Source organism: Ensifer sp. BR816 (assembly GCF_000378985.1).
Classification (GTDB): Bacteria; Pseudomonadota; Alphaproteobacteria; order Rhizobiales; family Rhizobiaceae; genus Sinorhizobium.
Window position 1 is genome coordinate 122735 of sequence record NZ_KB905371.1, and the last position, 24338, is coordinate 147072.

22 protein-coding genes are annotated in these 24338 nt (G+C 57.7%); 9 read left to right on the forward strand and 13 right to left on the reverse strand.

Annotation, left to right across the window (positions count from 1 at the left end; genetic code table 11):
* Positions 1-380: 380 nt before the first annotated feature.
* Positions 381-1547, forward strand: a complete 1167-nt coding sequence (nifS, locus tag RHIBR816_RS0130170) for a cysteine desulfurase NifS (protein ID WP_018240321.1) — start codon at positions 381-383, stop codon at positions 1545-1547.
* Positions 1548-1679: 132 nt separating this feature from the next.
* Here the strand turns inward: nifS and RHIBR816_RS0130175 are convergent, their stop codons facing one another.
* The 4 genes from RHIBR816_RS0130175 to RHIBR816_RS0130195 form a co-directional block, all read right to left on the reverse strand.
* Complete coding sequence (locus RHIBR816_RS0130175; RefSeq protein WP_018240322.1) at positions 1680-2036, reverse strand: hypothetical protein; 357 nt, start codon at positions 2034-2036, stop codon at positions 1680-1682.
* 292 nt (positions 2037-2328) lie between these two features.
* A complete protein-coding gene (locus tag RHIBR816_RS0130185) occupies positions 2329-3006 on the reverse strand; it encodes a 4'-phosphopantetheinyl transferase (protein ID WP_018240324.1) in 678 nt (225 codons plus the stop codon).
* 149 nt (positions 3007-3155) lie between these two features.
* Positions 3156-4559 (reverse strand): MATE family efflux transporter, encoded by a 1404-nt coding sequence (locus RHIBR816_RS0130190; RefSeq protein ID WP_018240325.1) that lies wholly within the window; start codon positions 4557-4559, stop codon positions 3156-3158.
* A gap of 48 nt (positions 4560-4607) precedes the next feature.
* A complete protein-coding gene (locus RHIBR816_RS0130195) occupies positions 4608-11045 on the reverse strand; it encodes a non-ribosomal peptide synthetase (RefSeq protein WP_018240326.1) in 6438 nt (2145 codons plus the stop codon).
* 330 nt (positions 11046-11375) lie between these two features.
* On the opposite strand from RHIBR816_RS0130195, the gene RHIBR816_RS0130200 reads away from it, so the two are divergent.
* Complete coding sequence (locus RHIBR816_RS0130200) at positions 11376-11612, forward strand: hypothetical protein (RefSeq protein WP_157628269.1); 237 nt, start codon at positions 11376-11378, stop codon at positions 11610-11612.
* A 125-nt stretch (positions 11613-11737) separates the two neighbouring features.
* Here RHIBR816_RS0130200 and RHIBR816_RS0130205 read toward each other — a convergent pair whose 3' ends face one another.
* The 5 genes from RHIBR816_RS0130205 to RHIBR816_RS37720 form a co-directional block, all read right to left on the reverse strand.
* A complete protein-coding gene (locus RHIBR816_RS0130205) occupies positions 11738-12316 on the reverse strand; it encodes a hypothetical protein (protein ID WP_018240328.1) in 579 nt (192 codons plus the stop codon).
* Between the two features lie 995 nt (positions 12317-13311).
* A complete protein-coding gene (locus tag RHIBR816_RS0130215; protein ID WP_018240331.1) occupies positions 13312-14151 on the reverse strand; it encodes a DpnII family type II restriction endonuclease in 840 nt (279 codons plus the stop codon).
* A complete protein-coding gene (locus RHIBR816_RS0130220) occupies positions 14151-15251 on the reverse strand; it encodes a DNA adenine methylase (RefSeq protein ID WP_198294192.1) in 1101 nt (366 codons plus the stop codon). The genes RHIBR816_RS0130215 and RHIBR816_RS0130220 overlap by 1 nt, the downstream gene beginning before the upstream one ends.
* 9 nt (positions 15252-15260) lie before the next feature.
* Positions 15261-15479 carry a hypothetical protein gene (locus RHIBR816_RS0130225; protein ID WP_018240333.1) on the reverse strand — a complete coding sequence of 73 codons (219 nt, stop codon included), beginning with the start codon at positions 15477-15479 and terminating at the stop codon, positions 15261-15263.
* A 325-nt stretch (positions 15480-15804) separates the two neighbouring features.
* Positions 15805-16161 carry a hypothetical protein gene (locus RHIBR816_RS37720; RefSeq protein WP_026187606.1) on the reverse strand — a complete coding sequence of 119 codons (357 nt, stop codon included), beginning with the start codon at positions 16159-16161 and terminating at the stop codon, positions 15805-15807.
* A gap of 77 nt (positions 16162-16238) precedes the next feature.
* Between RHIBR816_RS37720 and RHIBR816_RS0130240 the strand changes: the two genes are divergently transcribed.
* Positions 16239-16448, forward strand: a complete 210-nt coding sequence (locus tag RHIBR816_RS0130240) for a hypothetical protein (RefSeq protein WP_018240334.1) — start codon at positions 16239-16241, stop codon at positions 16446-16448.
* 756 nt (positions 16449-17204) lie between these two features.
* Entirely contained in the window at positions 17205-17876 is a 672-nt protein-coding gene (locus tag RHIBR816_RS0130245) for an OmpW family protein (protein ID WP_018240335.1), read from the forward strand.
* A gap of 71 nt (positions 17877-17947) precedes the next feature.
* Here the strand turns inward: RHIBR816_RS0130245 and RHIBR816_RS0130250 are convergent, their stop codons facing one another.
* The 3 genes from RHIBR816_RS0130250 to RHIBR816_RS38225 form a co-directional block, all read right to left on the reverse strand.
* A complete protein-coding gene (locus tag RHIBR816_RS0130250) occupies positions 17948-18256 on the reverse strand; it encodes a hypothetical protein (RefSeq protein WP_018240336.1) in 309 nt (102 codons plus the stop codon).
* 111 nt (positions 18257-18367) lie between these two features.
* The gene (locus RHIBR816_RS39100; RefSeq protein WP_157628271.1) at positions 18368-18520 is read right to left on the reverse strand and encodes a recombinase family protein; all 153 of its coding nucleotides are present in this window, start codon (positions 18518-18520) and stop codon (positions 18368-18370) included.
* A 793-nt stretch (positions 18521-19313) separates the two neighbouring features.
* Positions 19314-19478, reverse strand: a complete 165-nt coding sequence (locus tag RHIBR816_RS38225; RefSeq protein ID WP_157628272.1) for a hypothetical protein — start codon at positions 19476-19478, stop codon at positions 19314-19316.
* Positions 19479-19630: 152 nt separating this feature from the next.
* On the opposite strand from RHIBR816_RS38225, the gene RHIBR816_RS37280 reads away from it, so the two are divergent.
* From RHIBR816_RS37280 to RHIBR816_RS0130280, 4 genes are all read left to right on the forward strand, one after another.
* On the forward strand, positions 19631-19891 hold the full coding sequence (locus tag RHIBR816_RS37280) for a hypothetical protein (RefSeq protein ID WP_018240339.1): 261 nt from the start codon (positions 19631-19633) through the stop codon (positions 19889-19891).
* An 83-nt stretch (positions 19892-19974) separates the two neighbouring features.
* Positions 19975-20133, forward strand: a complete 159-nt coding sequence (locus RHIBR816_RS37735) for a hypothetical protein (protein ID WP_157628273.1) — start codon at positions 19975-19977, stop codon at positions 20131-20133.
* A 216-nt stretch (positions 20134-20349) separates the two neighbouring features.
* Positions 20350-21525 (forward strand): ImmA/IrrE family metallo-endopeptidase, encoded by a 1176-nt coding sequence (locus RHIBR816_RS0130275; RefSeq protein WP_018240341.1) that lies wholly within the window; start codon positions 20350-20352, stop codon positions 21523-21525.
* The gene (locus tag RHIBR816_RS0130280; RefSeq protein WP_018240342.1) at positions 21525-22034 is read left to right on the forward strand and encodes a DUF4411 family protein; all 510 of its coding nucleotides are present in this window, start codon (positions 21525-21527) and stop codon (positions 22032-22034) included. Before RHIBR816_RS0130275 ends, RHIBR816_RS0130280 begins: the two co-directional genes overlap by 1 nt.
* Positions 22035-22055: 21 nt before the next feature.
* On the opposite strand, the gene RHIBR816_RS0130285 is transcribed toward RHIBR816_RS0130280, so the two are convergent.
* Entirely contained in the window at positions 22056-22307 is a 252-nt protein-coding gene (locus RHIBR816_RS0130285) for a tyrosine-type recombinase/integrase (protein WP_084811354.1), read from the reverse strand.
* 771 nt (positions 22308-23078) lie between these two features.
* Between RHIBR816_RS0130285 and RHIBR816_RS0130295 the strand changes: the two genes are divergently transcribed.
* Positions 23079-24263 (forward strand): Gfo/Idh/MocA family protein, encoded by a 1185-nt coding sequence (locus tag RHIBR816_RS0130295; protein ID WP_026187608.1) that lies wholly within the window; start codon positions 23079-23081, stop codon positions 24261-24263.
* The last annotated feature ends 75 nt before the right edge of the window (positions 24264-24338 follow it).

Sequence of the window (24338 nt, forward strand, 5' to 3'; positions counted from 1 at the left end):
TTCCCAGGTTCAGGAGCCAGCGTCTTACGCATCTTGGTAGAAGGAGGCGGCTCGCTGGTCTCAAATACTTTGTCGGCTTGGACAGCGGGTCGCGTGCGGGCGGTGCTGCCGTCGAAACGGGTGGGGCCAAGGGCTGCGCGGACTCAGCCTCCCAACCCGCAATGTCGCGAGCTGCGTTGGGTTCCTCCGGTTTTCTCCTCGACAATTTTCACGCGGGAGAAGTGCGTTGCGGCTAATCCCCGGGCTGGGCGCCACAGGGATGACGGCCTGCGGGATCACCGCGAGGGTGTCAAGAAATACTTCTTTAGTGTCGGCGCCCAGCGGCTCGACAGGCTCGCCAGTTGTGAGCCTTGCGTCATTTCGGTTAAGCGGAGAGTATTTTGAGGGGCATTTATCTCGACAGCAACGCGACGACATGCGTCGATGCCGAAGTTCTCCAGGCGATGCTGCCGTTCTTTACAGATCAGTTTGGCAACGCTTCGTCGATGCACGACATTGGCGCCGCTGCAGGCGTAGCGCTGAAGACGGCGCGCCGACAATTGCAAGCGCTGATCGGTGCGAAGTTCGAGTATGAGATCACTTTCACCTCGGGGGGGACCGAAAGCAACAATGCGGCAATCCTTTCCGGGCTCGAGATGATGCCTGAGCGCACAGAGGTTGTCACGTCGGCGGTCGAGCACCCGGCAGTGCGGACGCTCTGCACGCATCTTGAGAAGACGCGCGGCATCAAGGTGCACAGGATCCCGGTGGATCACTTTGGCCGCCTGGACGTTGACGCCTACCGGACCGCCCTGAGCCATCGCGTGGCAATCGTTTCAATCATGTGGGCCAACAGCGAGACAGGTACGATATTCCCTGTGGCCAAGCTTGCGGAGATGGCCAAGAAAGTCGGGACACTTTTCCACACGGATGCAGTGCAGGCGGTCGGCAAGCTCCCGATCGACCTGAAATCGACCGCAATCGATATGCTGTCGCTCTCCGGCCACAAGCTGCACGGGCCAAAAGGTGTCGGCGCACTCTATATAAAACGCGGTGTGCCCTTCTCCTCGCTAATCAAGGGAGGCCATCAGGAGCGCGACCGACGCGGGGGCACAGAGAATACGCCCGGGATTGTGGGTCTCGGCAAGGCGGCCGAACTCGCCTTGGGGCGCATGGACGAGGAAAACAAACGGATAAAGGCGCTCCGCGACCGATTGGAGACCGGCCTCCTTGAGCGCATTCCCGAGGCTTTCGTAACCGGCGACCCGCTGGCGCGGTTGCCGAATACCGCAAACGTTGCCTTCGAAAACATCGACGGCGAGGCCATACAGTTTCTTCTCAACCGTGACGGCATCGCCTGCTCCTCTGGCTCTGCCTGCACCTCTGGCTCCTCGGAGCCGAGTCACGTTCTAGCGGCCATGAACATCCCCTATTCCGCTTCACGCGGGGCAGTGCGCTTCTCCTTTTCACGCTTCAACCGCGAGGAGGATGTCGATCGGGTGCTCGAAGTACTGTCGGGCATCGTGAAGAAACTGCGCGACTTTTCACCAATCTCTTCCTCAGGGTAGGCGAAATGCTGGATTTAAAACCCTTCCCGTGCCGCTTCCAGCGAAACTATCCGATGGGTGAAATCAATAGGTTAACGCCGCTTCTTCGATCATTTTCAGCGCGACCAAGCATACCGGTGTCTTAATGAGCTCCTAGAACCGAGCGCGACCCGGCTGGGTGGGATAGTCCTCTTCAATATCGCCGGTCTCGTATACCAGAAGCAGCTGATGCGGCCTGCCTTGATCATCAGCCGACACCCGGCGCCGGATAACTTTGCTGCGGAACGCCGCATCGACGACCTCGGCCTCGGACATGCCGAGATGGGCGGTAAGATGCAGGAGCGAACGCTCACCTGTATAGCCCACATGCCGTTCATCGCGCAGGTGGCTCTCGAGCCGTCGCCGTTTCTGACGCCGCTCCCATAAGAAGTGACCGTATGCAACAACTGCAACCAGCGCTGTCAGGATGGCGGCGACATTGGCAATGGCACCGAGAAGTTCGCTGTACATCAATGTCGTACCCCTGCCGGAAGTTCAGGATGATCGTACCCTGTGGACGCGAAATTCAGTCCGAAGGCGCCGGATCGATCGAACGCCGCCTACGCTTTCGAAATCCGGCGCCGGACCGTAGCACGATCCTCGGCGGCGAGAAGTGGCATTCATCCTTCAACCCTTCGACCTGGGCGAATTTCGCAGCCTTCTTGCCGCCGATGGGCTGCGTCACGAACTTGCCTACCGTTGCGGAACCTGGCGATCTTCACGGCGAACGTCCGCCGCTCAGCAATCCTCAACACGACCGGTTTCAAGCGCAACATGATATCCCCCTCGATCGTGGCCCTTCGATGGAAACTGCGGTCAATATCAATCCATCTGCAATACGGAAGCGCCCACGGAGCTCCCCTGGGCGACCGGTGGCCGGCATGAGTTTGTGCGGAAGCCGAGCAACAAATGAGCCATCGTCCGGGCTGATAGTGACCACGGCATCCTCGAAGCCCAACCATTCACGTGTGAGCGGGAACCACGCCTTGAAGATGCTCTCCTTAGCACTAAAGAGCAGCCGTCCCCAATTAAGCCGCCCGGCTGCGTTGGCGATCCAATATCGCTCCTCGTCACCCGAAATGAGTGACAACACGCCTGAGGGCAGCTCCTCGTCGACTTCGGCATCGATTCCAAGCGCAAGGTAGTCCTTCTGGAGGGCCACGGCCGCGCCATAGAATCCAGCACAATGTGTTATGCTGCCGACGATGCCGGATGGCCAAAGCGGTTCCCGATGAGGACCACTTGGTATCGCGCACGGAAGAAAGCCAAGCTTGGCCAATGCTGCTCTGGCACAGGCCCGCCCGATCGAGAATTCACGCCTTCTGCTTATGACAGCGTTGGCAATTGCACATTCTTCTTCGGCCATCAATTGCACCCCGTTGCCTTCACTTGCTTGGCAAGTCTGCACGGCAACATTTGACGGGAGCAGCGTCTCTATCACCTGAGATCTCCTCTCGCTCGAGCACACACTTTTGTTCGGACCTCATGCAGAAACGCGTGCGGCCGCTGGCGTTTACCCGCCCATGTCGTTTGACGGGGTTGAACATTCGCAGCTAAGAGGAACATGACCTCCTCATTGGAAAAGGCGGGTCAGCGACGATCCAAGCCTTCATCGTTCGCTCGTCGGCAAAGGAGCATACCTTTGAGATCGCCGAACTGCCTGAGTATTACAAACACGGCCAGCAACCCTGCCAACAGCTCAGCAGCTGCCTGACTGATCAATAATCCGTTGAACCCCCAAATAACTGGCAAAAGCAGTATGGCTGGTACGAAGAGATATCCCTGCCTCGCGAAGGAAACGACCGCGCTCAGACGTGCTCTCCCGAACGACTGAAGCATGGTTACGACAACGTACTGAACACCAAAGAGCCCGAAAAAAAGATGGAACATAATGCAGGTTGAGACAGCGATTTCAGTCACTTCCTCGCTATCGCTCAATAGCCGGACGATGGGGCGGGCAAAAACCACGACCACGGCAGAAAAGCTCGCTGAAAATCCAACGGCTATGGAAAGCATGAACTTCGCGGCCTTTTGTACTCGAGCGAAATCCTGTGCTCCCCAACTAAAACCGAGAACCGCCTGGGAGCCTATGCACAGGCCCATAATCGGGAGCGTCCCGATTGTTAACAATCGTGCGGCTATCCCCACAGCGGCAATGTAATTGTCGCCGAATGGTGCCGCAGCCCTGTTCAAGAGCATGAACGCCAAAGCGGATAAGATTCCGGTGATGGTTGCGGGAGCTCCGATGGCGGCGATCTGCTTTACTCGGTCCCTCGTCAAATTTATGTAGGAGGGCCGGACACGGACAACTCCACGTTGCCTCACGAAATATAGGACGTAGAAGCTGGTGGCGGCGATCTGAGACAACAGTGTTGCGAGCGCCGCGCCGCGAACCCCGAGATCCAGCGAAAAAATCAGAATCGGATCGAGCAGGGCATTCAGCGCAAAAGATGCGATCATGGTCCACATGCTGAAGCGTGTATTACCCTCAGCCCTCACGATGAACCCGTTGACCATGTTCAACAGCATGAGAGTGTAACCAAATAGGAGCGTCCATGCGTAGTGGAATGCGACAGGCATTATTGTCGGACTGGCGCCGAGCAAAGCGAGAACGTCGCGCAAATTGAAAAGCAGAGCGACAGTAAGTACGACTCCGATCGGCGCCGCGAGAGCGAGTGCCAAGCTCGCGCCCCGACTTGCCTCCAACGAGTTGCCGGCGCCAAGATTGCGCGACACGAACGATGCTGTGCCAATGCCGATTCCCTGTCCGACTGCGGTGAGCAGGACTACGATGGGCAAAGTTATGCTGACGGCGGCGATAGCCTGCGCGCCGAGCGTTCCAACAAAGATCGCGTTCACGAGCTGGTGAAGTGCATTGATCGACAAACCAATAATCGACGGAATGGCAAGCCGCATGATGAGGCCGGAGACCTTGCCGTCCAGCAAGCTGATATGCTCCGCCGGCGAGGCCATGCGTTCGTCTTCGCCCTTCATCAGTCGCTCCGATGGCCTCGTTCGTTATTGGTCGGTTGCGCCAGGTTCTCAAAATGCATCGACAGTCTGCAGGAGCTCCTCGCGTAAGATCGTGCAGAGATTGCGGGTCGTTTCGTAGTCAACTTGCCGTGGATCAAATCTCGTTTCGATTCGCAGTTCGCCCGATTGGTAGCCGACGCGAAACCAGAAGAGATAGTTCATAACCGACTGGTTCATATCTTCGCCGATCCACAATGGGTGAGGGTCCCTGGATAGCAGACGGCGCGGGTAATGATGTTGAAGTCTCGCTCGATAGTTCACTCCGATGCGGGGTAACGGCAGACGATCGATCCGCTCCCGCACGGCCGGATGCCGGTTCAAGTACTTCAAAGCTCGGAAACCTATGCCTTGGCGCGGCAACGAGCTGCGCTGCCGATATATAGAGCGGGCACGGTCTGGTTGAGACTCCGTTCCGGTCAGGTATAACGGAAGCGGCACCAGTTCACCGATATAGCCGATGATTTGCGAGGGATCGATGTCGTCGAACAGCCGTCCCCTGGTCGAGGTGAGGCTGTCAATCCAGAGGGAGTAATTTCCGAAAGCGCGGCCAAATGCTCCCGAGAAAGCCCCAAGCAACAGATCAAAATCTTCGCAATGCGCAGACGTCGCCGCAACCTTGAGAAGTTTCCCCGTGGCCTCCTCACTGATTTTTAGATGATATGTGGCCTGGTCTTTCCACTGCGGCCTGCAGAATTCTTCATCGATATGCCCCTCAGAGCCTATATAGTGGAGCCACCTTGCAGTTTCAGCTGAAAATCCCGCCGCACCCGACCCAGCGTCGTTCACACGGATCTCAAGCAAGTCATGCCGTAGGCCTTCCCAATGCTCGAGTTCAGTTGCCGCCTCGCCATTCGCGTATTTTTCCAAGTGCTCCAGCCATTGAGACAGGGTCGTCGTCTGTGGAACTGGGGCGACCCGGCCGGCAGCAAACGAATCGTAAGCTGTGTCCATTGCATTCAGGAACAGTCTGTACCCAACCCCATCCGCTACAAAGTGGTGCAGCAGAACTAGCAAATAGTAATCGCCGCTCTCTGACGTCCGGAAGGCTGAGACTCTGATAAGCGGTGTCCGACCGTCAAATCGAAATGTGCGCTGACGCTCCGCGCAGGCGCGCTCAATGGCCGCGAGTTGTTCCGAACTGCCTACACCGACAAGGTCTATTTCTTCTATGAGGGAGTGTTGTGGTATCGATCCGATTACCTGAGACAGGCCGCTCTCCATTTCAGCGATTCGGAGCCTCAGTCCTTCCTCACGGGCGATGACGTGCGCAAGCGCGCGTTCAAGGGTAGAAAGATTCAAAAGGCCGGCGGGCATGAAGAAGAGATCGCCAATGTTGTAGTGCTCACCGATTCCGACGCGACTATTCCAATGTGAGACTGCAGGCGTCACTGGCAGCGGTCCATCGGAAGCCGCCATGGCACAAGTCGCAACCGCCGTTTGGTTTTTTGCCAGTTCCCGGATCGTTGGTGTGCGGTGGATTTCGCTGACCGCCAAGCTCAGTCCCGCTTTGCGCGCCAGTGTAACGCACCGCACACTCAGGAGCGAATTTCCGCCGATATCGAAGAAACTATCATCGATGCCAATGGATTTAACGCCTAACAGCTCTTGCCAGATATCGGCGAGGAGTCGCTCGCGCTCCGTCCGCGGCTCAGCGGATTTGGTTCTTCGCACCTCGAAGGATGAGACCGAGGCGAGACGAGCCCGATCTATCTTCCCGCTCGCGGTAAGCGCCATACGCTCCACCGTCCGGACATCCGACGGGATCATGTAGGCGGGCAGCATCTGCCGCAGATGATTAAATATGTCTCCTGAGATCAGGCCGTCGTCAGCTGGGACCACAAGAGCAATCAGTCGCCGATCGTCATCCTCGCCCTCGACAAATGCGGCGGCCTGGGCAATTCGAGAATGAGCTAGGAGCGCCGTCTCAATTTCTTCCAGCTCGATCCGGAAACCCCGAAGCTGAATTTGGTTGTCCGCTCGACCGCAAATCTCCAGAAGTCCTTCGGCTGAGACGCGGGCGATATCACCACTTCGATAAAGGACGCTGTATTGACCTTCATCGTAGGGGTTTGGAACGAAACAGTGGTTTGTTCGCTCGGGATCCTTCCAATATCCCGCGCTCACGCAGCGTCCTGCCACGCAGAGTTCACCTGCGACTCCGATTGGAACCCGCTTCAACTGGGCGTCAAGGACGTACATTTTCACATTATCGATCGGGCGCCCGACCGGCACAGCTGACGAGCCATCGTCGGCGTTCGACGTTCGGTACACCGCTGCATTGGACGCGCACTCGGTAGCGCCGTAAAAATTCCATAGCGGCACATCTGGAAAGCACTCCCGCCAACGAGCTGGAAGCGATGGCGGCATTGGTTCAGCACTGCTTGTAACCAGGCGCAAGGTGGTGGTGTTCGGATGTCCCTCTTGCGAGGCGATTAAACCGGACAGAATGGACGGCGAGGCGAACAACCGCGTGACGTGATGCCTGCCCAATGCCGGCAACAGAAGGTCGGGGTCGAGCAACTGCTCATGCGTCAGGATCAGCGTAGGCACCCCCCTCAGGAGCCCTCCGAAATATTCCCATATCGCAGCGATAAGTCCCGCTGTCTTCTGTACCACCATCACGTCGAGGCCATCAAAGGGAAAGCATCGCCACATCCAGTTCAATCGATTTAGTATTGCGGATTCCGGTATGAGAACCCCCTTCGCCTTACCCGTCGAGGATGAGGTGTATATTAAGCTGGATACGCCCTCATCCGGCAGTTCGCCGGTTCGGTACGCGATCCGGCCAGCCTCGCAACCGGCCTGCAGGGTAGACAGGCTAATGCTCGGCACACCGAAATCGACCTCTTCGTCTGGGCTAGCGTGAACAAGGAGATGCGCGCCGCTATCCCTTACGACATGGGCGATCCGTTCCTTCGGGTAATCTGGCGATATAGGCACGACAGTTGCCTGCAAATCCCGGATTGCCAAAGTCGTGGCCGCTACATCCGGCGACCGGTCGACCAGCATGACAACGATGTCGCCTGCCTCAACCCCGCATGTTCGCAGAAAGGACCGGATCGTAGCCATGCGTTCGCGCAGTTGGCCAAACGTGATTGCTCCGAACTCGCCAAAATAAGCCACCCGATCGATATTTGAAGCGCTCACCTGATCGAACGCTTCCACCAGAGAAGGCTCGTCTTCATATGACCGCTCAACGCCCTGAAGCGAGTTTAGGATGGCGACTTCCGAAGGGCCGAGGCCGCTTAGGGAGACAATCGGCTCGGCCGATCTCTCGACACATGCAGCAATGAGATGGCGAAGATTATCGGCCATCCGGGCGATCTCATCGCTCGAAAATATGTCTTCCGCATAAGCCAGCTGCAATGCAATTGCATCGCCTTCGTCTTGCGCGTAAAGCGTGAGGTCGAATTTCACAAAACCTGTATCGTATTCGCGAAACGACATTTCCAAATCGCGTTTGCCGGGTGGCTCCGCGGGCTCGGAGTACATGTTGAACATGACTTGGAAGATCGGCGATCGACCGGGCTCGCGGTGGAATCGGGTATCCCCGACCATCCAGCTAAATGGATAGGCCGAGTTCGCGATGGCATCGCTTACGAGGTCCTGCACGTGAGTTACGTGAGCGACGAAGGACGTATCGACGTCGATCGTCGTTCGGATTGGCAGCATATTGAGGAAAAATCCGACGATCTCCTCGGTGCCTGGCTGGCTGCGCACCACGTGCGGTACACCAACGATAACGTCGTCCTGGCCGCTATACATCCGCAACAGCAGCTTGAAGCAGGCCAATAGGACGGTGGAAGTCGTGCACCTGCGCTGGCGTGCGAAATCTCGCACTTGCTCAGACAGTTCGCCACCAAGGAGAACCGCATGCGAGTTCCCACGGTAGGAGCTCACTTTCGGCCGCAGGCGATCATTTCCGAGTGAAAGTACCGGAGGATTGTCGCCAATCTGCTGACGCCAATAGCGCCGCTGGTCATTCAGCGATTTCCCTGTGACATTTACACTTTCCCAGAGCGCATAGGTCGAGAGTGATGTGCGATCCGCTGGAGAAAAGGCGGACGCATCGGAGTATCTCGTTTGCAGATCTCTGAGCAGGACGGAGATTGACCATGCATCTATGATGATTTCGTGCGCGGTTATCTGCATGAGATGGTCGTCCGGGCCAAGACGGATCATGCGCGCGCGAAACAAATGGCCCTGGCTGAGATCAAAGGGCTTGTCGAGCTCTATCCGCCGCAGCTCCGCGAGGAGTTCCTCGGCCTCCTGTCGAGACAGGTGACCGGCGTCCACCAACTCTAGATCGGAGCTCTGCGGATCATCAAAAATCTGAACCGGCCCGTCCTGGTCGACGAAACGTGCCGAAAGCGCGTCATGCGCCTGAACGACATCGTTCCAGGCGGCGTTGAACGCGGTCGGATCGATTACACCACGGATACGCACGCCACCCTGAATAATGTAGTTCTTCGCAGTCGGGTCGAGCTGCCAGAGAAACCAAAGGTGTTCTTGCACGCGCGTCAGGGGCGCCCGTCTGACCTTCCCGCACGCGGGAAGCACGTTGTGTGTCGCTTTGGATTGGCTTGATATCGATGCGGCAAGCGACCTGATAGTCCCATTCAGAACGACCCTGAAATCCACCTTCGTCCCGAGCTGCCTCTCAACCTGAGCCAAGACAAGCATCGCCCGGAGCGAGTCCCCGCCGAGGTCCATGAATTGGTCGTTGACGCCGACACCTTTGAGCCGAAGAACGCTGGACCAAATATCTCGTAGTGTGCTTTCGAGTTCCGTCCTTGGCACCTCGAAGAGACTCAGCAGCTCCGGGCGAGCAGTCGTCGGATCAGGCAATGACGCAAAGTCAACCTTCCCGTTTCCGGTGGTCGGAATCCGATCGACACGTATGATCCGTTCCGGCACCATATAGGCAGGAAGCGTTTCGGCAACAAAGCAGCGGAGCTCACCTTCCGAAAGTTCGGCGGGAGCCGAAACATAGGCCACTATTCGTCGTGGCCCAGTTTCTCGGTCGGTGCTGGTAATGTCTCGGGCCGTGAGCTTCACGCTCTCGTGGAGGGGTGAGATAGCGACAGCGGCGCTTACCAAAGGATGAGCGCAGAGGCGAGACTCGATCTCGCCAAGTTCGATCCGGTGCCCCCGGATCTTGATCTGACGATCTTGTCTACCAAGGCACTCCAGCAGGCCGTCTGTCCTGATGCGTCCAAGATCGCCGGTCTTGTAGAGCTGCCGATAGGATGTGTCGTCCGAAAACGGGTTAGACAAAAATGCGGCTTTGGTACGCGCGACATCGTTGATGTAACCATCAGCCACACCGACGCCGCTAACACAGATCTCGCCAATCTCTCCCGCCTTGCACAGATGCATTCCATTGGCGACATAAACCTTAAGATTGGAAATCGGCTTGCCAATGGGCACATAGGCGTCAGCTGTACTTGGTGGGACAGATATCAAATGGTGCGTAACCCCATCCGCACATTCTGTTGGGCCGTAGTGATTGAGAATCGGGGCCTGAGGATAGAGTGTCAGCCAGCCGCGCACCAAGGCAGGCGTCAGCGGCTCGCCGACCGTGGAGACCATGCGTAAGCGAAGAAGCCGCTCCTTGGCCGAGAGTGTCTGCAGGTATTCAACGAATACGGCGAGCACCGATGGAACGAATTGGACAATTGTGACCCGATGCGCCCGCAGTGCTTGAAGAAGGGCCGTCGGAGATCTCACTGTCGGATCATCCATGATCGCGACGCAACCGCCGACGCATAACCCTCCCAAGAGCTGCCACAGCGAGATGTCAAAGCAATGCGAGGCGGTTTGCGCGACACAGTCCTTCTCACTGAGCTCGAGCGCATCGATCTTGGCCATCAAGTGGTTGTTTAGGCCTGCGCGCTTGACCATTACTCCCTTGGGTCTTCCCGTCGAACCGGACGTAAAAAGAATGTAGGCGAGACGGCCGTCAGCCGAAGCTGGCATTGAAGGAGAGGCAAGGCCACCGCCGAGGATCGCCGTCTCCACCGTTAAGAATTGTGGCTTGCCGTTACTGCTTTCCCGAAACAGACCGAACGCTTCCGGTTTTTCCGGCCCGACGATCAGTGTGCATCCACTCTGCTCGATCATGAAAGAAATGCGCGCGGCCGGTAAGGATGGATCGAGCGGCAAGTATGTTGAGCCGATTTTCAGAATTGCGATTACCGTGGCCGCCCAATTGGGGCTTCGTTCCCCGTAATAGGCCACGATGGTGCCCTCTGCGCCGCGCTCTCGCAGGGTGCCCGCAATTCTGTCCGACAGCACTCGCAGCTCACCATATGTGAGTTCTTCCGAACCATGCTTAATCGCGACCCTGTCCGGGAACGACACCGCAATTTCGTCTATGGCCGCGACTACATCGATGAGCTGACTTTCGACAAGTTCAGGCTTCGCGGTCCGGCCTTCGTTGAGCATACGTTTCCTCTTAGGGCGAGGCAGTCAGTAGGTCACGTTTGGTCGTTCCTGCCGCGTCGCGATCAAAGCTTCAAGAGTCATGCCAGGCAACGCAGAGAGGCCCTCTTGCAAGAAGTATCGGTGTAATATCAATTGTTTAAATGGAAGTGGACCAGGAACGAGGTCGAACAGCTTCGTGTCGCGGACCCGACATACCGACAGAGGCGGCTACAATTGTTTTCCTGGGAATAGCGGGCAGGGGACATCAACCCATGACGGCGATTGCGGACTGCGGTCATCGATTGCAGGTAGCGTTGCGACCATACATTCGTCACTGCTTTGAGACAGAACATGAAAGATCGGTCGCAACGTGTTGATTGCAATGGTATGGCAGAGTCGGCGGCACTGTGGCAGACCGAACGCTCGTTTGCGGCGTCGGCGACCGGCATGATCAAATTACGCTTGTCCCCTCATGCGACTCCGGCTGTCCATCAGGTTCGCTATGGCGCCGAGGTTAAAGAGGCTCCGGTGCTTCCAGTTGAACCGACGCTGCCAGGGATCGAAGTCTGCGGCGTCCGCGGCCGGTGATCCGATCTCCCATCGTCCATCAGCATTCCGTAACGGAGGGTATGGTGATGCCGGTGAGATAGTTGAGCCGTTCGCTTGGAAGGAAGACGCCGAAGCAGCACCTACTGAGGTTGACCCCACCTTCCTCATCTATTCGGGAGCGAGTGATGATCCGTCTCACTCGACTTCCCGTAACCTGGCAATTCGCAAAGCTTCTTGTAGTCGTATCCTTCATAAGCCCAGATCTGACCAAGAAATCGGTGAAGCCAAGGGATCTTAATTCTCTCGCCAGGCCCATACAATTCGGTGGCGCCAATAGCGTCATTATATGCCTTCGCATCCAACGCCCTCAATGTTGGGGGCTCATCGCCGGCAATCCGAATCATCTTGCTCTGCCAAACGGCCAAGTCCTGCGGCGATGGCGTCAGATTCTCCTCGATCTCAGCAAGAAGATTATAATAGTCGCGCTGAAGGCTCTGATGATCCCTCGCTTTCCCTCCGAAATCGAAGGCAAGCGAGGCCGCGCCCACAGCGGCCACGGCCACTCCGAAAGCGCTCTGAGAGACGTCAATCCCGAACGTCCTCAGAAAGTCTGTCATGGCTGTGGCGCCAAGCAGAATCACCATGAAGTTGAACCAACGGTTCCAGCGGTCAAACCTAAGCCGACGAGAGGTGTGGTAAAGTGCGTTTCGGAGAACGTTGAACCTGATCTGGTCTCGGTCCATGTTCACATCACTTTTTCGCGGGGGGTGGGCTCGCGGGAGCAGGCTTAGATGGTGCAGATGGCTGGCGCGGACCGGGGCCAGTTTGTGGCCTTGGCTGCCGCGGTCCCATACCCTTTTGCTCGTACGGCGCGGTAGGCTGTCTCACGCCAAAGCTGTTGATGCTCACGTCCCATTCTTGGTCACTCAAGTTTGTCTCCATCCGTCTCGGTCACTGGGAAGCCTCGTGCGGCCCGCGGGACCGTACCTTGCACGATAAATTGCGCAGCGAAGCAGCTTTGCGTCAACTCCAGGAACCGCTTGAAATGATTTTAATGACATGAATTGCGCGTGCGGCGTGGTTCGAGCTCGGCGCATCAGAGAGGCAGCGTCGCTGCAGCTTTTCGGCACGCCGCAAAGGTCGCTGCAGAAGTCGGTCGGTATGCCCCAGCGGCGGAAAATCGAGCGGCCATCTGGGACGAGGACTGTCGCCAAGTCCTGCTTGCCCATGGCGAGGTAAAGGCCCCCGGATGGGAGCAAGGCGCGGCGTCACCGATCGAAATCGGAAAATCCTCAGAAAAGGCGCCCTGGAATTAGACCAACAACGGTTGTTACATCGCAAATAATTGAGACGCGTAGTGGCACGTCCCCGGACGCGATCTTCCAGGGGCAGTTCGCGATGACGGCTGTGTGCGTAACCCTTTGTGTTGCTCAGCAAACATTGCCGAGCGCGTGACGCAATCCCTTCCGAACCCTTGGACGACCTCCCCTTGCTGATCAGGACTTGGTGGAGGAGATCAAGGCGATCATTGCCGATATGACGACTTATCGCTATCGCCGTGTTCATGCCATCTGCGCCGCAACGCCCGCGCTGATGGCCGCTCATGACCGCTAAACGCGTCCATCGGGGTCATGGCGTTGCGCGCCATTCCGACATGAAGCGGTCGATGCCGAGGATCAGCGCCATGCCAGCGACCGGCACGGACGGGATGCGGTCTGGACGGTAGCACTGAACGAGCTCAAAGCCCGAATTCGTTCTTAAGCGTATTGAGATCGTTGAGAAACTGCTCGCGCATCTTGGTCGTGTAGATGCGCGTGATTTTGCCTTGGTTCTGGCGCTGAACGATCTTGCGCAGATCGGACATGCGAGCTCTCCACGTGAGGCCGTCAGTCAGGAACAAGAGAGGCGTGTCGTGACGTTTTGCCGCGATGATCGCATCGAGATCTCCAATGATATCCGTCATCTTCGAGCCGGTGGCGCCATAGGCCTTTGACTCTATCACGATGCGCGGCTTATTCCGATCCGGGACGACAACGTCGCATTTCGCTGTTGATCCATCTGCGCCAGTAAATGTGCAGCGGGTCTCATACCCACCTTCGCCGAAGACCTCGGCTACCAACGCTTCGGCGAAATCTTCCAGGCCTCTCCCACGGCGTTGTCCTTGAATGGCCGACCCGCGCCCAGAGCGAAGCCGCTCTACCAGAATATCGCTCCATACCGGCTGATAATTTATTGTGGTTGCCATCGCTTCAAGGAGGCCCAGGCTCTCCAATGCGTCAAGGTAACCCTGCGGATCGCTTGTATATCGCTTCGCTCCAATTCCGCCGCTGCCAAGGATGCTGCGCAGTTCCGTCTCCATGCTGTCCTTCGAAAGAGCGAGAAACAGTCTAATGCAGAGAAGCCCCTCTTCGAAGTTGGCGCTCAACAGGGCTCCGACGTCGGCCCGGCTGTATTCGGTCTTCTTCGGCAGGGCGGAAAGGGAGGCAATTGCTGACGCTGCGACATCGTCCATCCAGTCGACTGACAGCGGACTGAGATTGGCAACGACGTCGTCGATGTTTTGTTCGATGACCTGCATTACCGCCCGACAATCAGGTATTCGGTGACGGCCGACCGTTCGACGCGGCTATGCGTACCAAAGTGATATCGATGCGGCTTTTCAAAAACTCGCACGCTTGACTTATGTTTGCGCATGAGCTCTTCCAGAATTGGCAGATCGGGGTATCCGTTTGAGCTGTAAGAGAGAACGATGGTGCATTTCCTGAACATGGAGAATAGCCGGTCGAATGCGTCAACGGCCGTCCTGCGGTAACTGAATGGCGTATACCGTTTGGCGATTTTCTTGACCTTGGTCGTCCCGTCGACAGGCATGCCTTCCCAATAGCAGGATAGCCCCTCCAGGAAGTGATATCGTTTGATGTAGCAATTGTCGTCGGAGCGCGGAACATAAGGGGGGTCGAGATAGACGAGGTCTACCTTTTTTGATCCGACCTCGAATACGTCTCCCCTCAAGGCCCGGTTCCGACGGCCGTTGTCGAACACGGCGTTATTGTACACCTCGATCTGTTCGAGAAAGTGCTCCTCGAGCGAAAGACGCAAATCCCGCCGTCCGTCGTTATAGTGATCGAGATTTCCTGAAATTGTGAAGACACCACGAGGTTGACGTTTTACGCAGGAGCGGAACAAGGCCGCAAATGCGAGGGCCTGCTCATGTCGTCCTTCAAGCTGTCGAATCTTGCCGGAAACTCGATCCAGGAACCTCAAGTCCTCCGCCGTATAGAATACGTTCTGAAACGTGCGCTCGATGAAATCGGTCGGGCCCGGATCGGGGTCTATCAGTTTCTTGATGCTTTTGCCGTCGAGCCTCACGTTACTGTTTTCAATGGTTGCCCGCGCGACGAGGCTGGAGAAATTGAGAAAATCGGACGCGATCACGCGCCGGCCCATGGACTTCATGAGGTAACCGACGCTGCCAGTACCCGAAAATGGGTCCATCCCACTTTCGAAGTCGAGGTCATTCAGGATTTGATAGATCCACGGCAGCAGGCGCTTTTTCGAGCCCATGTACCGCAGTTCCGGGTACTTGGCCGATTGGACTGGCGCGTCGGGCTCGGTCCGCTTATTCGCAAGCGGAACGACCGTATCGTAAGTGGAAGATCTTGCTGCCGAATCTCTCATGCCAAGATCCTAGCCGATGGGGCGTGGCGCGCGCAACGGATGTTCCCTGCCACGCACGCGAAATGCTATGAGCTTAGCGCGGGCGAACATCCTTGCTATTTCCGCCTGATTTAAGAGCGCCGCCAGCGTCATGCAGATGTAGGTTCCGTCGAGGTTGAAGGAATAGCCAATCGGAACGAGGTAGCTGTCGCTGCGTGCAATCCGCAGGCTGCGGTCGAGCACATACACACCCGAGTGTTCCAGATCGGCCGGCCGATCGGCACGGACGCCGCGTCATGGTCGCGGATGGCGGCTTCCGTCGGCCCGTAGAGATTGTGCAGGACGACGTCCCAGGCTGGCGACGAAGCGGGCCTGCAACCGCCGGCAGGGCCTCGCCGCTGCATATCACGCGCCGCAGGCTCCGGCAGTCGCCCGCTGCTGGCTCCTGCAGGAAGCGTCCAGCATGGAGGGCACGACGTGCAGTGTGGTCACGCCGCAGCGCATGATGGTCGCGGCGAGATAAGCCGGATCCTGGTGCTTGCCTGCCCGGGCGAGCATCAGGCGCAGCCTTCGATCAGCGGCCAGAAGAAAACTCCCAAACCGAGACGTCGAAGCCAGACGGGGTTTTCTGCAGGACCCTGTCGCTGCCGTGACGTCGATCACCGGAAGGCACCAGTCGGTCCGGTGGCACCGGATCTGTCGCGGCCCGTCGCTGTCGTCGACGAAACGCACGTGCAGGCTCTGCGCCTCCGCACACTACCTGGCGAAGCGCCCGCTCGAACAGCACCGCATCGACGGGCCCGTCGATCTCCAGATATTCGGCGATGTCGTACTGCGCCGTGCCCGGCGTGAGTTGCTCGGCCAGCCAGATCTCCGCCTGCGCCGCAGTGAGCGATGCGCGATCTGGTGCGTACCGCTCATGCCGCGCCACTCCCCGGCTCGAGGCACCGCGGTAGAAAGGGCATCTGTCGCGAGGTCGCGTCGATCCCCTGCCAGCGGAGGTAGCCGTTGGAGATCGTGTGCCACACCGCATCCTGCCCGGACAAGCACTGGATCGATCGCCTGGCGCTTGCTTTCCCGGCGCTCGCGCTCGGGACGAAAGGCGGTCATGAGGCGCTCTACAAGCTCACCGCGTTTTTCCGGGATTGGCGCCCCCCATCTTTGGCTTGTGAAATGTCCAAACTGCCATCGCCCGGCAAGCCCGGCCAGCAACGCTAGAGGGTGTATCGCGAGCTGGCCGTGAGATAAAGGGCAGGGCGGCGATTGGCTCGCCGTGCCACGAAATGTCTATCGGACAATTGGAGGCTCGCCACAGCCATAGCTTTGAATCTTTTGATGTCCGGGTTTTCGTAAAGAGGCGCGTTGTGAACTGCTCGCTTCCGCTCGCAACCATTATCAATGGTCTCTGGCGCGACGTTGGAGACAGGTTCGTCTTCGCAAGAGCTTCGGATGAGAGCTGTGTCGATGCGATTAAGCCAAAATGTTCGAATTGCTGTGTCTGAGGAGCAATAAATGGAGCGTTCCGGCGTAGCGTACCTTCATTTTGCATTAAATCGACCAAGAGAATGGCACAAAAATAGACAGGCCCTGATCGGGTCCTGTTGGAGGAGTGAAGCTGTCTCGGCTTGCCGGAACCGCGGCGGCCGCGCTTGCGACGGGATCCGGGAGGTGCCGACAGAGCTCAGCGCATAATCTCCCCTCCAATAGATGAAGCGGCAGACCTGCTCGGTGCGCACACGAACGGCGCCACACCGTCAGCAAGCTGGCGGCCGGCGATCTGCTCGGGCGATGTCTATGCCCGAATAGCACAGCTGCCATGCAGCACCGCACGAGCGTTGTGGCCGCTGATGTCACCGGCGACGCCAAATCGCTGCTGCGACAAACAGTCTAGTTGCATTTGATCTGGCTCAAACCGCGGCGCGCCAAACGATGCTACCCCCGGCCGTCACCAATCTCGGATCGAAGGGGGAAAAAATGCTATCCAGCAACATTGTCCGCGCCATCATCACCGCCGCAGCATTGGTTGCCGCCTCCACCGCGGAAGCGACGGATCTGACAGCGGCGGAGCCTGCGGCTGCAGCGGCAGGCAGCAGCCCGTGGCAGATACGCTTGCGGGGGCTTAACGTGATCACCAACGACTCCGGCCGCGTCGACGGATTGCCAGGTTCGGATCTTTCCTTTTCGAATACGGTCATACCGGAATTCGACATCTCGTATTTCTTCAACGAGAATATCGCTGCGGAGCTCATCCTCGGCACGACCTACGCCAATGTTTACGGCAGTGGCTCAATCTCAAGGCTCGGAGAGATCGGCAAGACTTGGCTGCTGCCACCAACCCTGACCCTTCAATACCATTTCACCGATTTCGGCACCTTCCGGCCATATGTCGGCGCGGGCGTCAATTATACGCTGTTCTACAATCAGTCAGGCAAAAGTGCCCGTAGTCTTGATGTCAAGAACACCTTCGGCGTCGCCCTACAGGCCGGCTTCGACTATATGGTCGACGACCATTGGGGCGTGAACTTCGACGCGAAGAAAATCTTCCTCAGACCGGATTTCGAGGCCAATGTCGGTGGCGCCGGGGTCAGCGGCAAGGCCAAGCTCGATCCATGGCTGATTGGCGCCGGCGTCACTTACCGTTTCTAGTCCGACGGAATTTCTCGCGGCCAGAGCATGAACTCATAACGACCTGATCCAGATGCGTGTCGCAGCCGGCATTATAGCCGCGAGAAACGCGACGCCACTTGCGGTCGCGGCGTGACATCCCAGATGGTGGCCAGCCGAACGATGTCCCGCGTTACCTTCGTCAACTCGGCGCGATAGCTGGCGTGCGCGGAAGTGGCTTCGATCCGAAGCGCGTTCATGTGCCGCGTGTACTCCTCGCAGAACAGCGCGAAGAGCTCCGGCTCCATGAGGTGTTCGCGAAGCCGCTCCTTACGCTGCATGGTCTGGCGGTTGTCGCACGTGCCCTGTCGCGCCTTGGCGGCCTGCCAGAGCGCGTCATCGATGATGCACAGCTCGGGCACATCCTGAACGATCCGCGCCGATTCGGGGTTCGGGCGTGAACCCGCTTCCCCGTCTCAGGGTCCTTGATGTAGCGCAGCCGATTCCAGGTCAGCTTCCCGACATAAAGCTGGTTATTGAGATGCCGGTGCTGCGTGACGGTTGCCATGGATCGTGGACGGTCCCCAGCCGTGGCCTGAAGGACCGGCAACGGATTGCGCATTGAGCTCTTTCGCAATCAGGCGCGGCGACTTGCCAGCCGCGTATTCGCTGAAGATGCGGCGCACGATCCGGGCCTGCGCCTGCGACCGCCGTGCACCGGGCTGCCATCGCTCTCGAACTTCCTGACGACACCGGACTTGCCAGCCAGTACGCAAAGGTGGGCCGGCGAGAACTGGTTGATGCAGCTTATGAAGCTACCGATGAGTGTCTCGTCCAGAGTTTGACCAGCCGCCACGTTTAGGATCCCGTTGCGAAGCGCCTCGTGCTTCTCATTTTGCGCGGTCCGCATAGCTGCCTGGGTTGCGGCGAACACCGCGGAAATAGTCATCATTATTGTCAAGAGATCCGGGGTCAAAGCCAGATAGCCTTTGTTCAAGGTCTGCTAGGCCCTCGCCTACGCGCTGAAACCACTCATCTCGCCGCTTTTCCAAAGGCGCGGCAACAAACCGTTGAACGATGGCGCCAAGTCATCCGAACGGACGAGGCCGCATTGACACAGAAAATGGCACCGTCCTCGCGACCGTAAAGGACGCTTTGCGAAGGGCAACCCTGGCAAGGCGAGGGTGCCAGATCTCAGACGACACCCGCGATCGACGCCCTTCTCGGCAAGGTTGCGACGAAGCTCACTCGAAAGGCGATCAAAGCAGCCCTTGCGGGCGACAGTACTGCCTTGAAGCTTTGCATGGAGCGGATCGCACCGGTGCGCCGCGGACGCGTAGTGACCGTCGACAACTTCCCGAAGGTAACCAGCGCTGCCGATGTGCCTGGAGCCCTGTCAGCGCTCCTCCAGGCCGTCGCCAAGGACGATCTCAACGCAGACGAGGCAGATGCCATCGCCGCGCGGCACCTGCTCACAGCTCAGTCGAGCCACCATCGTCCGCGAGTGACACTGCGCGCGAGGCCCAGGTCCGCACCATCTGTGCTGAGTTCTCGATCAAGATCATCCCGGCGAACGAAATGCCGGTACCGGGACAGAAGCGAGCCGCCGGCACACTCGGCCGGATCCTTGCCAAGCACGGCCATGGCCACCTCCGCCTCGTCCTTGCCACGCTAAGCGAGACTAAGGGCAACCAAGGCCTGATTGCCGAAAACGTCGCTCTGGGTCACCAGCGACCTCGTGCGGGCCAGCAGCAAGTGGATCGGATGCTTCCTCGTGGTTCGACGCGTGGGACAAGATGCCGCTCGGCTTCATCCTCTGGCATGTCCAGGAGGTTGCCGGCAAAAGTTATATCCGCCACGCACTCGCCGGCGCCATGTACCTGATTCTCGTCCACTACAGCCGCGGAAAGAAGGCAGACCGGGAGGTGGACTATGGCTTTATCCGTCGGGTCCAGAAGGCCGAGGACGAGCAGACAGCGCGCCACGTTCATCGATCGGAGGCAGTAGAGAATGGGGAGAGAGCTAATCATCTTGAAGGCCTCGATGCCTCACGGTGAGTGGCTGCCTTGGATGAGGGAACGGTCGGGAATGAGCTACGGGGCAGTGCAGCGGTAGATGCGCCTCGCTGCGGGGCCACATCATGACGATCTATCAGACGGGCAAGCCGCTGCCGAACTGGCTAGTCTCCACCGAAGGCGCGGCCAAGGCCATCCACGTGCCTGAAGGAACGCTCCGGAGCCTATGCGCAGAGGGCTTCATTCAGGCGCGCGAAAGGGCTTTTGTCGCCTGGGCAACATGATTGACGGTCATGCCGAGGCGGTGAGGGTCGGAAGGCTGCCAGCGCCTCATGCTCGCGCCAATGCAGCCGGCGAACATGAAGTGTTCGGTGGGAAACAGGTAGCGATAATCACCGTTATCGCTGCGCTTTGCGGCAGGAAGTGACACCTATACAGCACACCGAAAGTTTGATTTTCGATCATATCGAAATCTTAATCATTCGCGCTATCATTGATTCATGGCCGCTGCAGCAAAAAAAGAGAGACCCAATTACAACCCTGACGTATTTCGTTGGGCACGGGAGAGGCGGGGCATCTCTGTCGAAGAAGTCGCTGAGAAAATGCATCAAAAACCCGAGCGTATTCTCGCATGGGAAAGCGCCCTCGACGCACCGACGGTCGCCCAAGCGCGCAAACTCGCCGACATTTACCAGCGCTCGTTTCTAGAGTTCTTTATGCGCACGCTCCCACCGGTGCGAGAGTCCGAACTAGTCCCAGATTTCAGAGCCCATCGCGGAATTGACATCGACCGTGACGATCGAGGACTTCGCGACATTCAAGAGTGGGCCGAAGCTCAAAGGGAGAACGCGCTAGACCTCTTCCAAGAACTGGGGGAGAGACCGATCGATTTCCCTAAATCACTCTTCTGCGATACGTCAAAGAACGTTGAAGTAGCGGCTATGGACGTTCGCCAGGCAATGGGTTTTACCATTGATGAGCAAATGGGCATGAAGGCGGCCGATAAGGTCAAGCTGCCAAATATCCTCCGATCCCATATCGAATTTCTTGGAGTTCTGACTCTTAAGGCGACCGAGATACGCGAGTTTGGTGCGCGCGGGATTTGCTTTGTACAGTTTCCGCTTCCTGTCATTGTTTTCGGAAACGAGTCACCGGGAGCTCAGATATTCACGCTTGCGCATGAGTTTGGGCATGTGATGCTCAAGGAGAGCGGGATCATCTCGCCTCTATCCTCGACAAACGGTGTTGAGAACTGGTGCGATCGGTTCGCCGCGGCCTTCCTTATGCCAAAAACGGCCGTTGAACGGCTGATCGGTAGCACCCCCGATATGCCGGCGCCGAACATTTCGGATCTCGATCTCGAAACCGCCGCAAACGAACTGCGTGTCAGTGCACATGCGATGCTGGTTCGTCTGGTGCAACTTCGATACGTCGTTGCCGATTACTATTGGCGGATAAAGAAGCCACAATTCGATGCCCAAGAAAGAGCCTTCAAATCTTTTGGCAGATCCTCGTACTATGGTAGCCGCTATAAGAATTCGCTCGGCGACCTTTATACCGGGCTGGTGATCGAAGCATGGAATACCGGGCGGATTACAAATCACAATGCCGCTGAATATATGGGGATCCAAAACCTCCGGCATCTATACGATATACGTGAACGGTTTGGCAGTTGATGGTAAAATACTGCTTCGACACTTCAGGCATTTCTAACCCGCTCGAGACGATGCCGGACGACATACATAAGTCGTTGTGGAGCGCATTCTGCGGCGGCCACCTCAAAGGGAAAACTATCGCAGTAACGAAGGAGATTCATGACGAGATGTGCCACATTCCCGGCACTGTCGGCTCCGTCATCCATGCTTGCAAAAGTGCGATGATCCTCGAGGTAGGAGATACAAAGTGGGACTGGCAAGCATATATCGATCATGTCGCTCGGATGCAGAGCGATTATAAGGAACATATCTCCGAATTCATTGGCGGCAGCAAAAAAACCATCGGACTCATTGACCTATCGATTGTCGCTCTCGCTAAAACCCTGGGGATACCGGTGGTCAGCATGGAGGATTTTGTCCCGCAGAATGCGGGCTCGATTAAGCGGCGAATTCCCAACATTTGCAAGATAGAGAAAGTTCCCCATCTGACTTTCAACGAGTTCCTTCGGAACGAAAAAATGAGTTTCTGACATCCGCAGCTTGGGCAGAGGTCAGAGAAACCCGTCACCCGCATGATCCTTGAACCGATCGGCGCGGCGGACATACGTCTCGACGGTCCGCGGGTCGCGATGCCTTGTGACTTCCATGATGCGGGAGATGCTCGCACGGTTCTCGGCCGCCGAAGTCACGAACCCTGCGCGGAGGGAGTGGCCGGATAGCCGCTCGACGTCCAGGCCGGCCGCATTAGTATACTTCTTCACGATCAAGGCGACTGATCGCGAAGTGAGAGCATCGGGCGTCAGATGGTCGCCGCGGCTGCAAAACCAAGGAGCAGAAGAGCCCTGTCACGCTTGCCCTGGAGCGTCTCCGGCCCGCTCCGGGCCAAGAGGGTATGAATGAGTCAACGGTCGCTGGCGCCTTCTGGCGGGCCGCTGTCCCCACTGTGCGACGGATACCCTTCAGGATGGCTGCCACGCCTGCATTGTTCGTCGGGTTCTCTTCACCGGCGCCGCGGTGGAAGAAGCGGATGTCGTCGGCACCTTCTTGCCTGCGGAGGCAAGCGAAGAAGCATAGTTCGCCACGGTCGCAGGGGAGGCCGGCAGCGAGAATCAGGTTGCTGACACCAACCCGACCCTTCCCGGAGAACGTCGATGACCACCGCTCCGTCGCTCGCTCTCTACGGCGCAGTTGAGGACGCGCTCGCGAGCGGCTTCGCTACCGCCGAGCTACACCACCTGCGGGGACACGACCACGATCTCTCTCGACGTTCAATCTCGTAATGACCGGCCCCAGGATGTGGGACGGATATCGGCTTGAATTGCCAAGAGTTAATTTTACCATATCGTTATCGCACAGATTCGCTGATCGCTCGATGTCCGACAATGTCGGAGATGCGACATAGCCGTATCAGAGCTACCCTTTTGTGTTGAATGTCGGATGATCTTCTCCTTTGGCACGGTACGTGCTTGGCAATCCGCAAACGCGTTCGGACCTAAGCAGGAGTCGTGCTCTACACACGCAAGAGGTTTCCGCAGCTGACGGCGTAGAAGAATTGTTCATGACGGGAGATCTCAATGACCTTTGTTGGCAACTTGCGAACCCCGCTCCTCGGTCGACGATTGCGACTGGGATTCGTCGGCGGCGGGAAGGGTGGTCTCGTTGGACAATGGCACTTCGCCGGGGCGAGATTGTCAAATCACTGGGAGGTCGTTGCAGGAGCTCTATCAGCAGATCCGGATAACGCACATGCATCGGCCGCAGAATGGATGATTGCGCCCGATCGCTCGTATGGTGACTGGAACGCCATGGCAGAATCCGAAGCTGCGCGCGACGATGGTATAGAAGCAGTCTCAATCGTCACGCCAAACTGGACACACCACCGTATCGCGACCGCTTTTCTCAAGGCCGGTATCGACGTAATACTGGACAAGCCCATGACGACGACGGTTTCCGATGCTAAAGAACTCGTGGAGCTTCAAAGAGCTACGGGTCGGTTGATGATCATCACTTACCCATACGCACATCACGCGATGGTTCGTCAGGCCAAACACATGATCAGAAACGGAGCCGTGGGGACCGTGCGGCAGGCACACGTGGAGTATGCTCAGGAGTGGGCGACAGGTCCGTTTTCCGATCGCGACAAGGGTGCTATTTGGCGACAAGACCCCGAGAAGGTGGGCCGCACGTCAGCGACCGGGGATATTGGGACGCATGCGTATCATCTCCTGCATAGAATTACTGGACTTGATATTGCCAGCCTCAGGGCTGAGTTTCACAACTGTGGAGCTCCGAAGCCGATGGAAGATACGGCCTATATCAATTTCCGTCTCGAGAATGGCGCCCCTGGGATTCTTTGGGTGACGCAGGCTGCGCCGGGCCAATACTGCGGTCTCCGCATCCGTGTGTGGGGCGACAAGGGTGGGCTAGACTGGGACCAAGAAAAAGCGGAGGTGCTACGTTATGTGCCCTTAGGGGAACAGGAGCAGATCTTCGTGCGAGGTCATGGCAATGGAACCCTACCCGAAGCGGAACGTCTGATACACCTCCCGAGGGGGCACGGTGAAGCTCTGGTGGATGCCTGGGCAAATCTCTATGCCGAGGCTGGCGTCGCAATCGCCGCGCGCCGCGCGGGGTACGCTCTTGCGGAAGGTAGCGTCGAGCTTTCAGGAGCCGAAGATGGGCTTAAAGGAATGCTGTTCATCGATACTTGTGCCGATAGCCACGAATCTGGTGGGTCCTGGGTTTCGATGAAGCAATGAACTCGTTTTCCCAGCCATTCGAGTAACTGTGCTGAGAGAGTCAATGTGATCCGCCGCTCAGCGCGGGCGGATGAA

Coding starts and splice junctions, on each gene's coding strand:
- RHIBR816_RS0130175 (WP_018240322.1), bottom strand. CDS start 2,036: ATGTACAGCGAACTTCTCGGTGCCATTGCCAATGTCGCCGCCATCCTG.
- RHIBR816_RS0130190 (WP_018240325.1), bottom strand. CDS start 4,559: ATGAAGGGCGAAGACGAACGCATGGCCTCGCCGGCGGAGCATATCAGC.
- RHIBR816_RS0130195 (WP_018240326.1), bottom strand. CDS start 11,045: ATGCTCAACGAAGGCCGGACCGCGAAGCCTGAACTTGTCGAAAGTCAG.
- RHIBR816_RS0130200 (WP_157628269.1), top strand. CDS start 11,376: ATGAAAGATCGGTCGCAACGTGTTGATTGCAATGGTATGGCAGAGTCG.
- RHIBR816_RS0130205 (WP_018240328.1), bottom strand. CDS start 12,316: ATGGACCGAGACCAGATCAGGTTCAACGTTCTCCGAAACGCACTTTAC.
- RHIBR816_RS0130215 (WP_018240331.1), bottom strand. CDS start 14,151: ATGCAGGTCATCGAACAAAACATCGACGACGTCGTTGCCAATCTCAGT.
- RHIBR816_RS0130220 (WP_198294192.1), bottom strand. CDS start 15,251: ATGAGAGATTCGGCAGCAAGATCTTCCACTTACGATACGGTCGTTCCG.
- RHIBR816_RS0130245 (WP_018240335.1), top strand. CDS start 17,205: ATGCTATCCAGCAACATTGTCCGCGCCATCATCACCGCCGCAGCATTG.
- RHIBR816_RS38225 (WP_157628272.1), bottom strand. CDS start 19,478: ATGGCCGTGCTTGGCAAGGATCCGGCCGAGTGTGCCGGCGGCTCGCTT.
- RHIBR816_RS37280 (WP_018240339.1), top strand. CDS start 19,631: ATGCCGCTCGGCTTCATCCTCTGGCATGTCCAGGAGGTTGCCGGCAAA.
- RHIBR816_RS37735 (WP_157628273.1), top strand. CDS start 19,975: ATGACGATCTATCAGACGGGCAAGCCGCTGCCGAACTGGCTAGTCTCC.
- RHIBR816_RS0130275 (WP_018240341.1), top strand. CDS start 20,350: ATGGCCGCTGCAGCAAAAAAAGAGAGACCCAATTACAACCCTGACGTA.
- RHIBR816_RS0130280 (WP_018240342.1), top strand. CDS start 21,525: ATGGTAAAATACTGCTTCGACACTTCAGGCATTTCTAACCCGCTCGAG.
- RHIBR816_RS0130295 (WP_026187608.1), top strand. CDS start 23,079: ATGACCTTTGTTGGCAACTTGCGAACCCCGCTCCTCGGTCGACGATTG.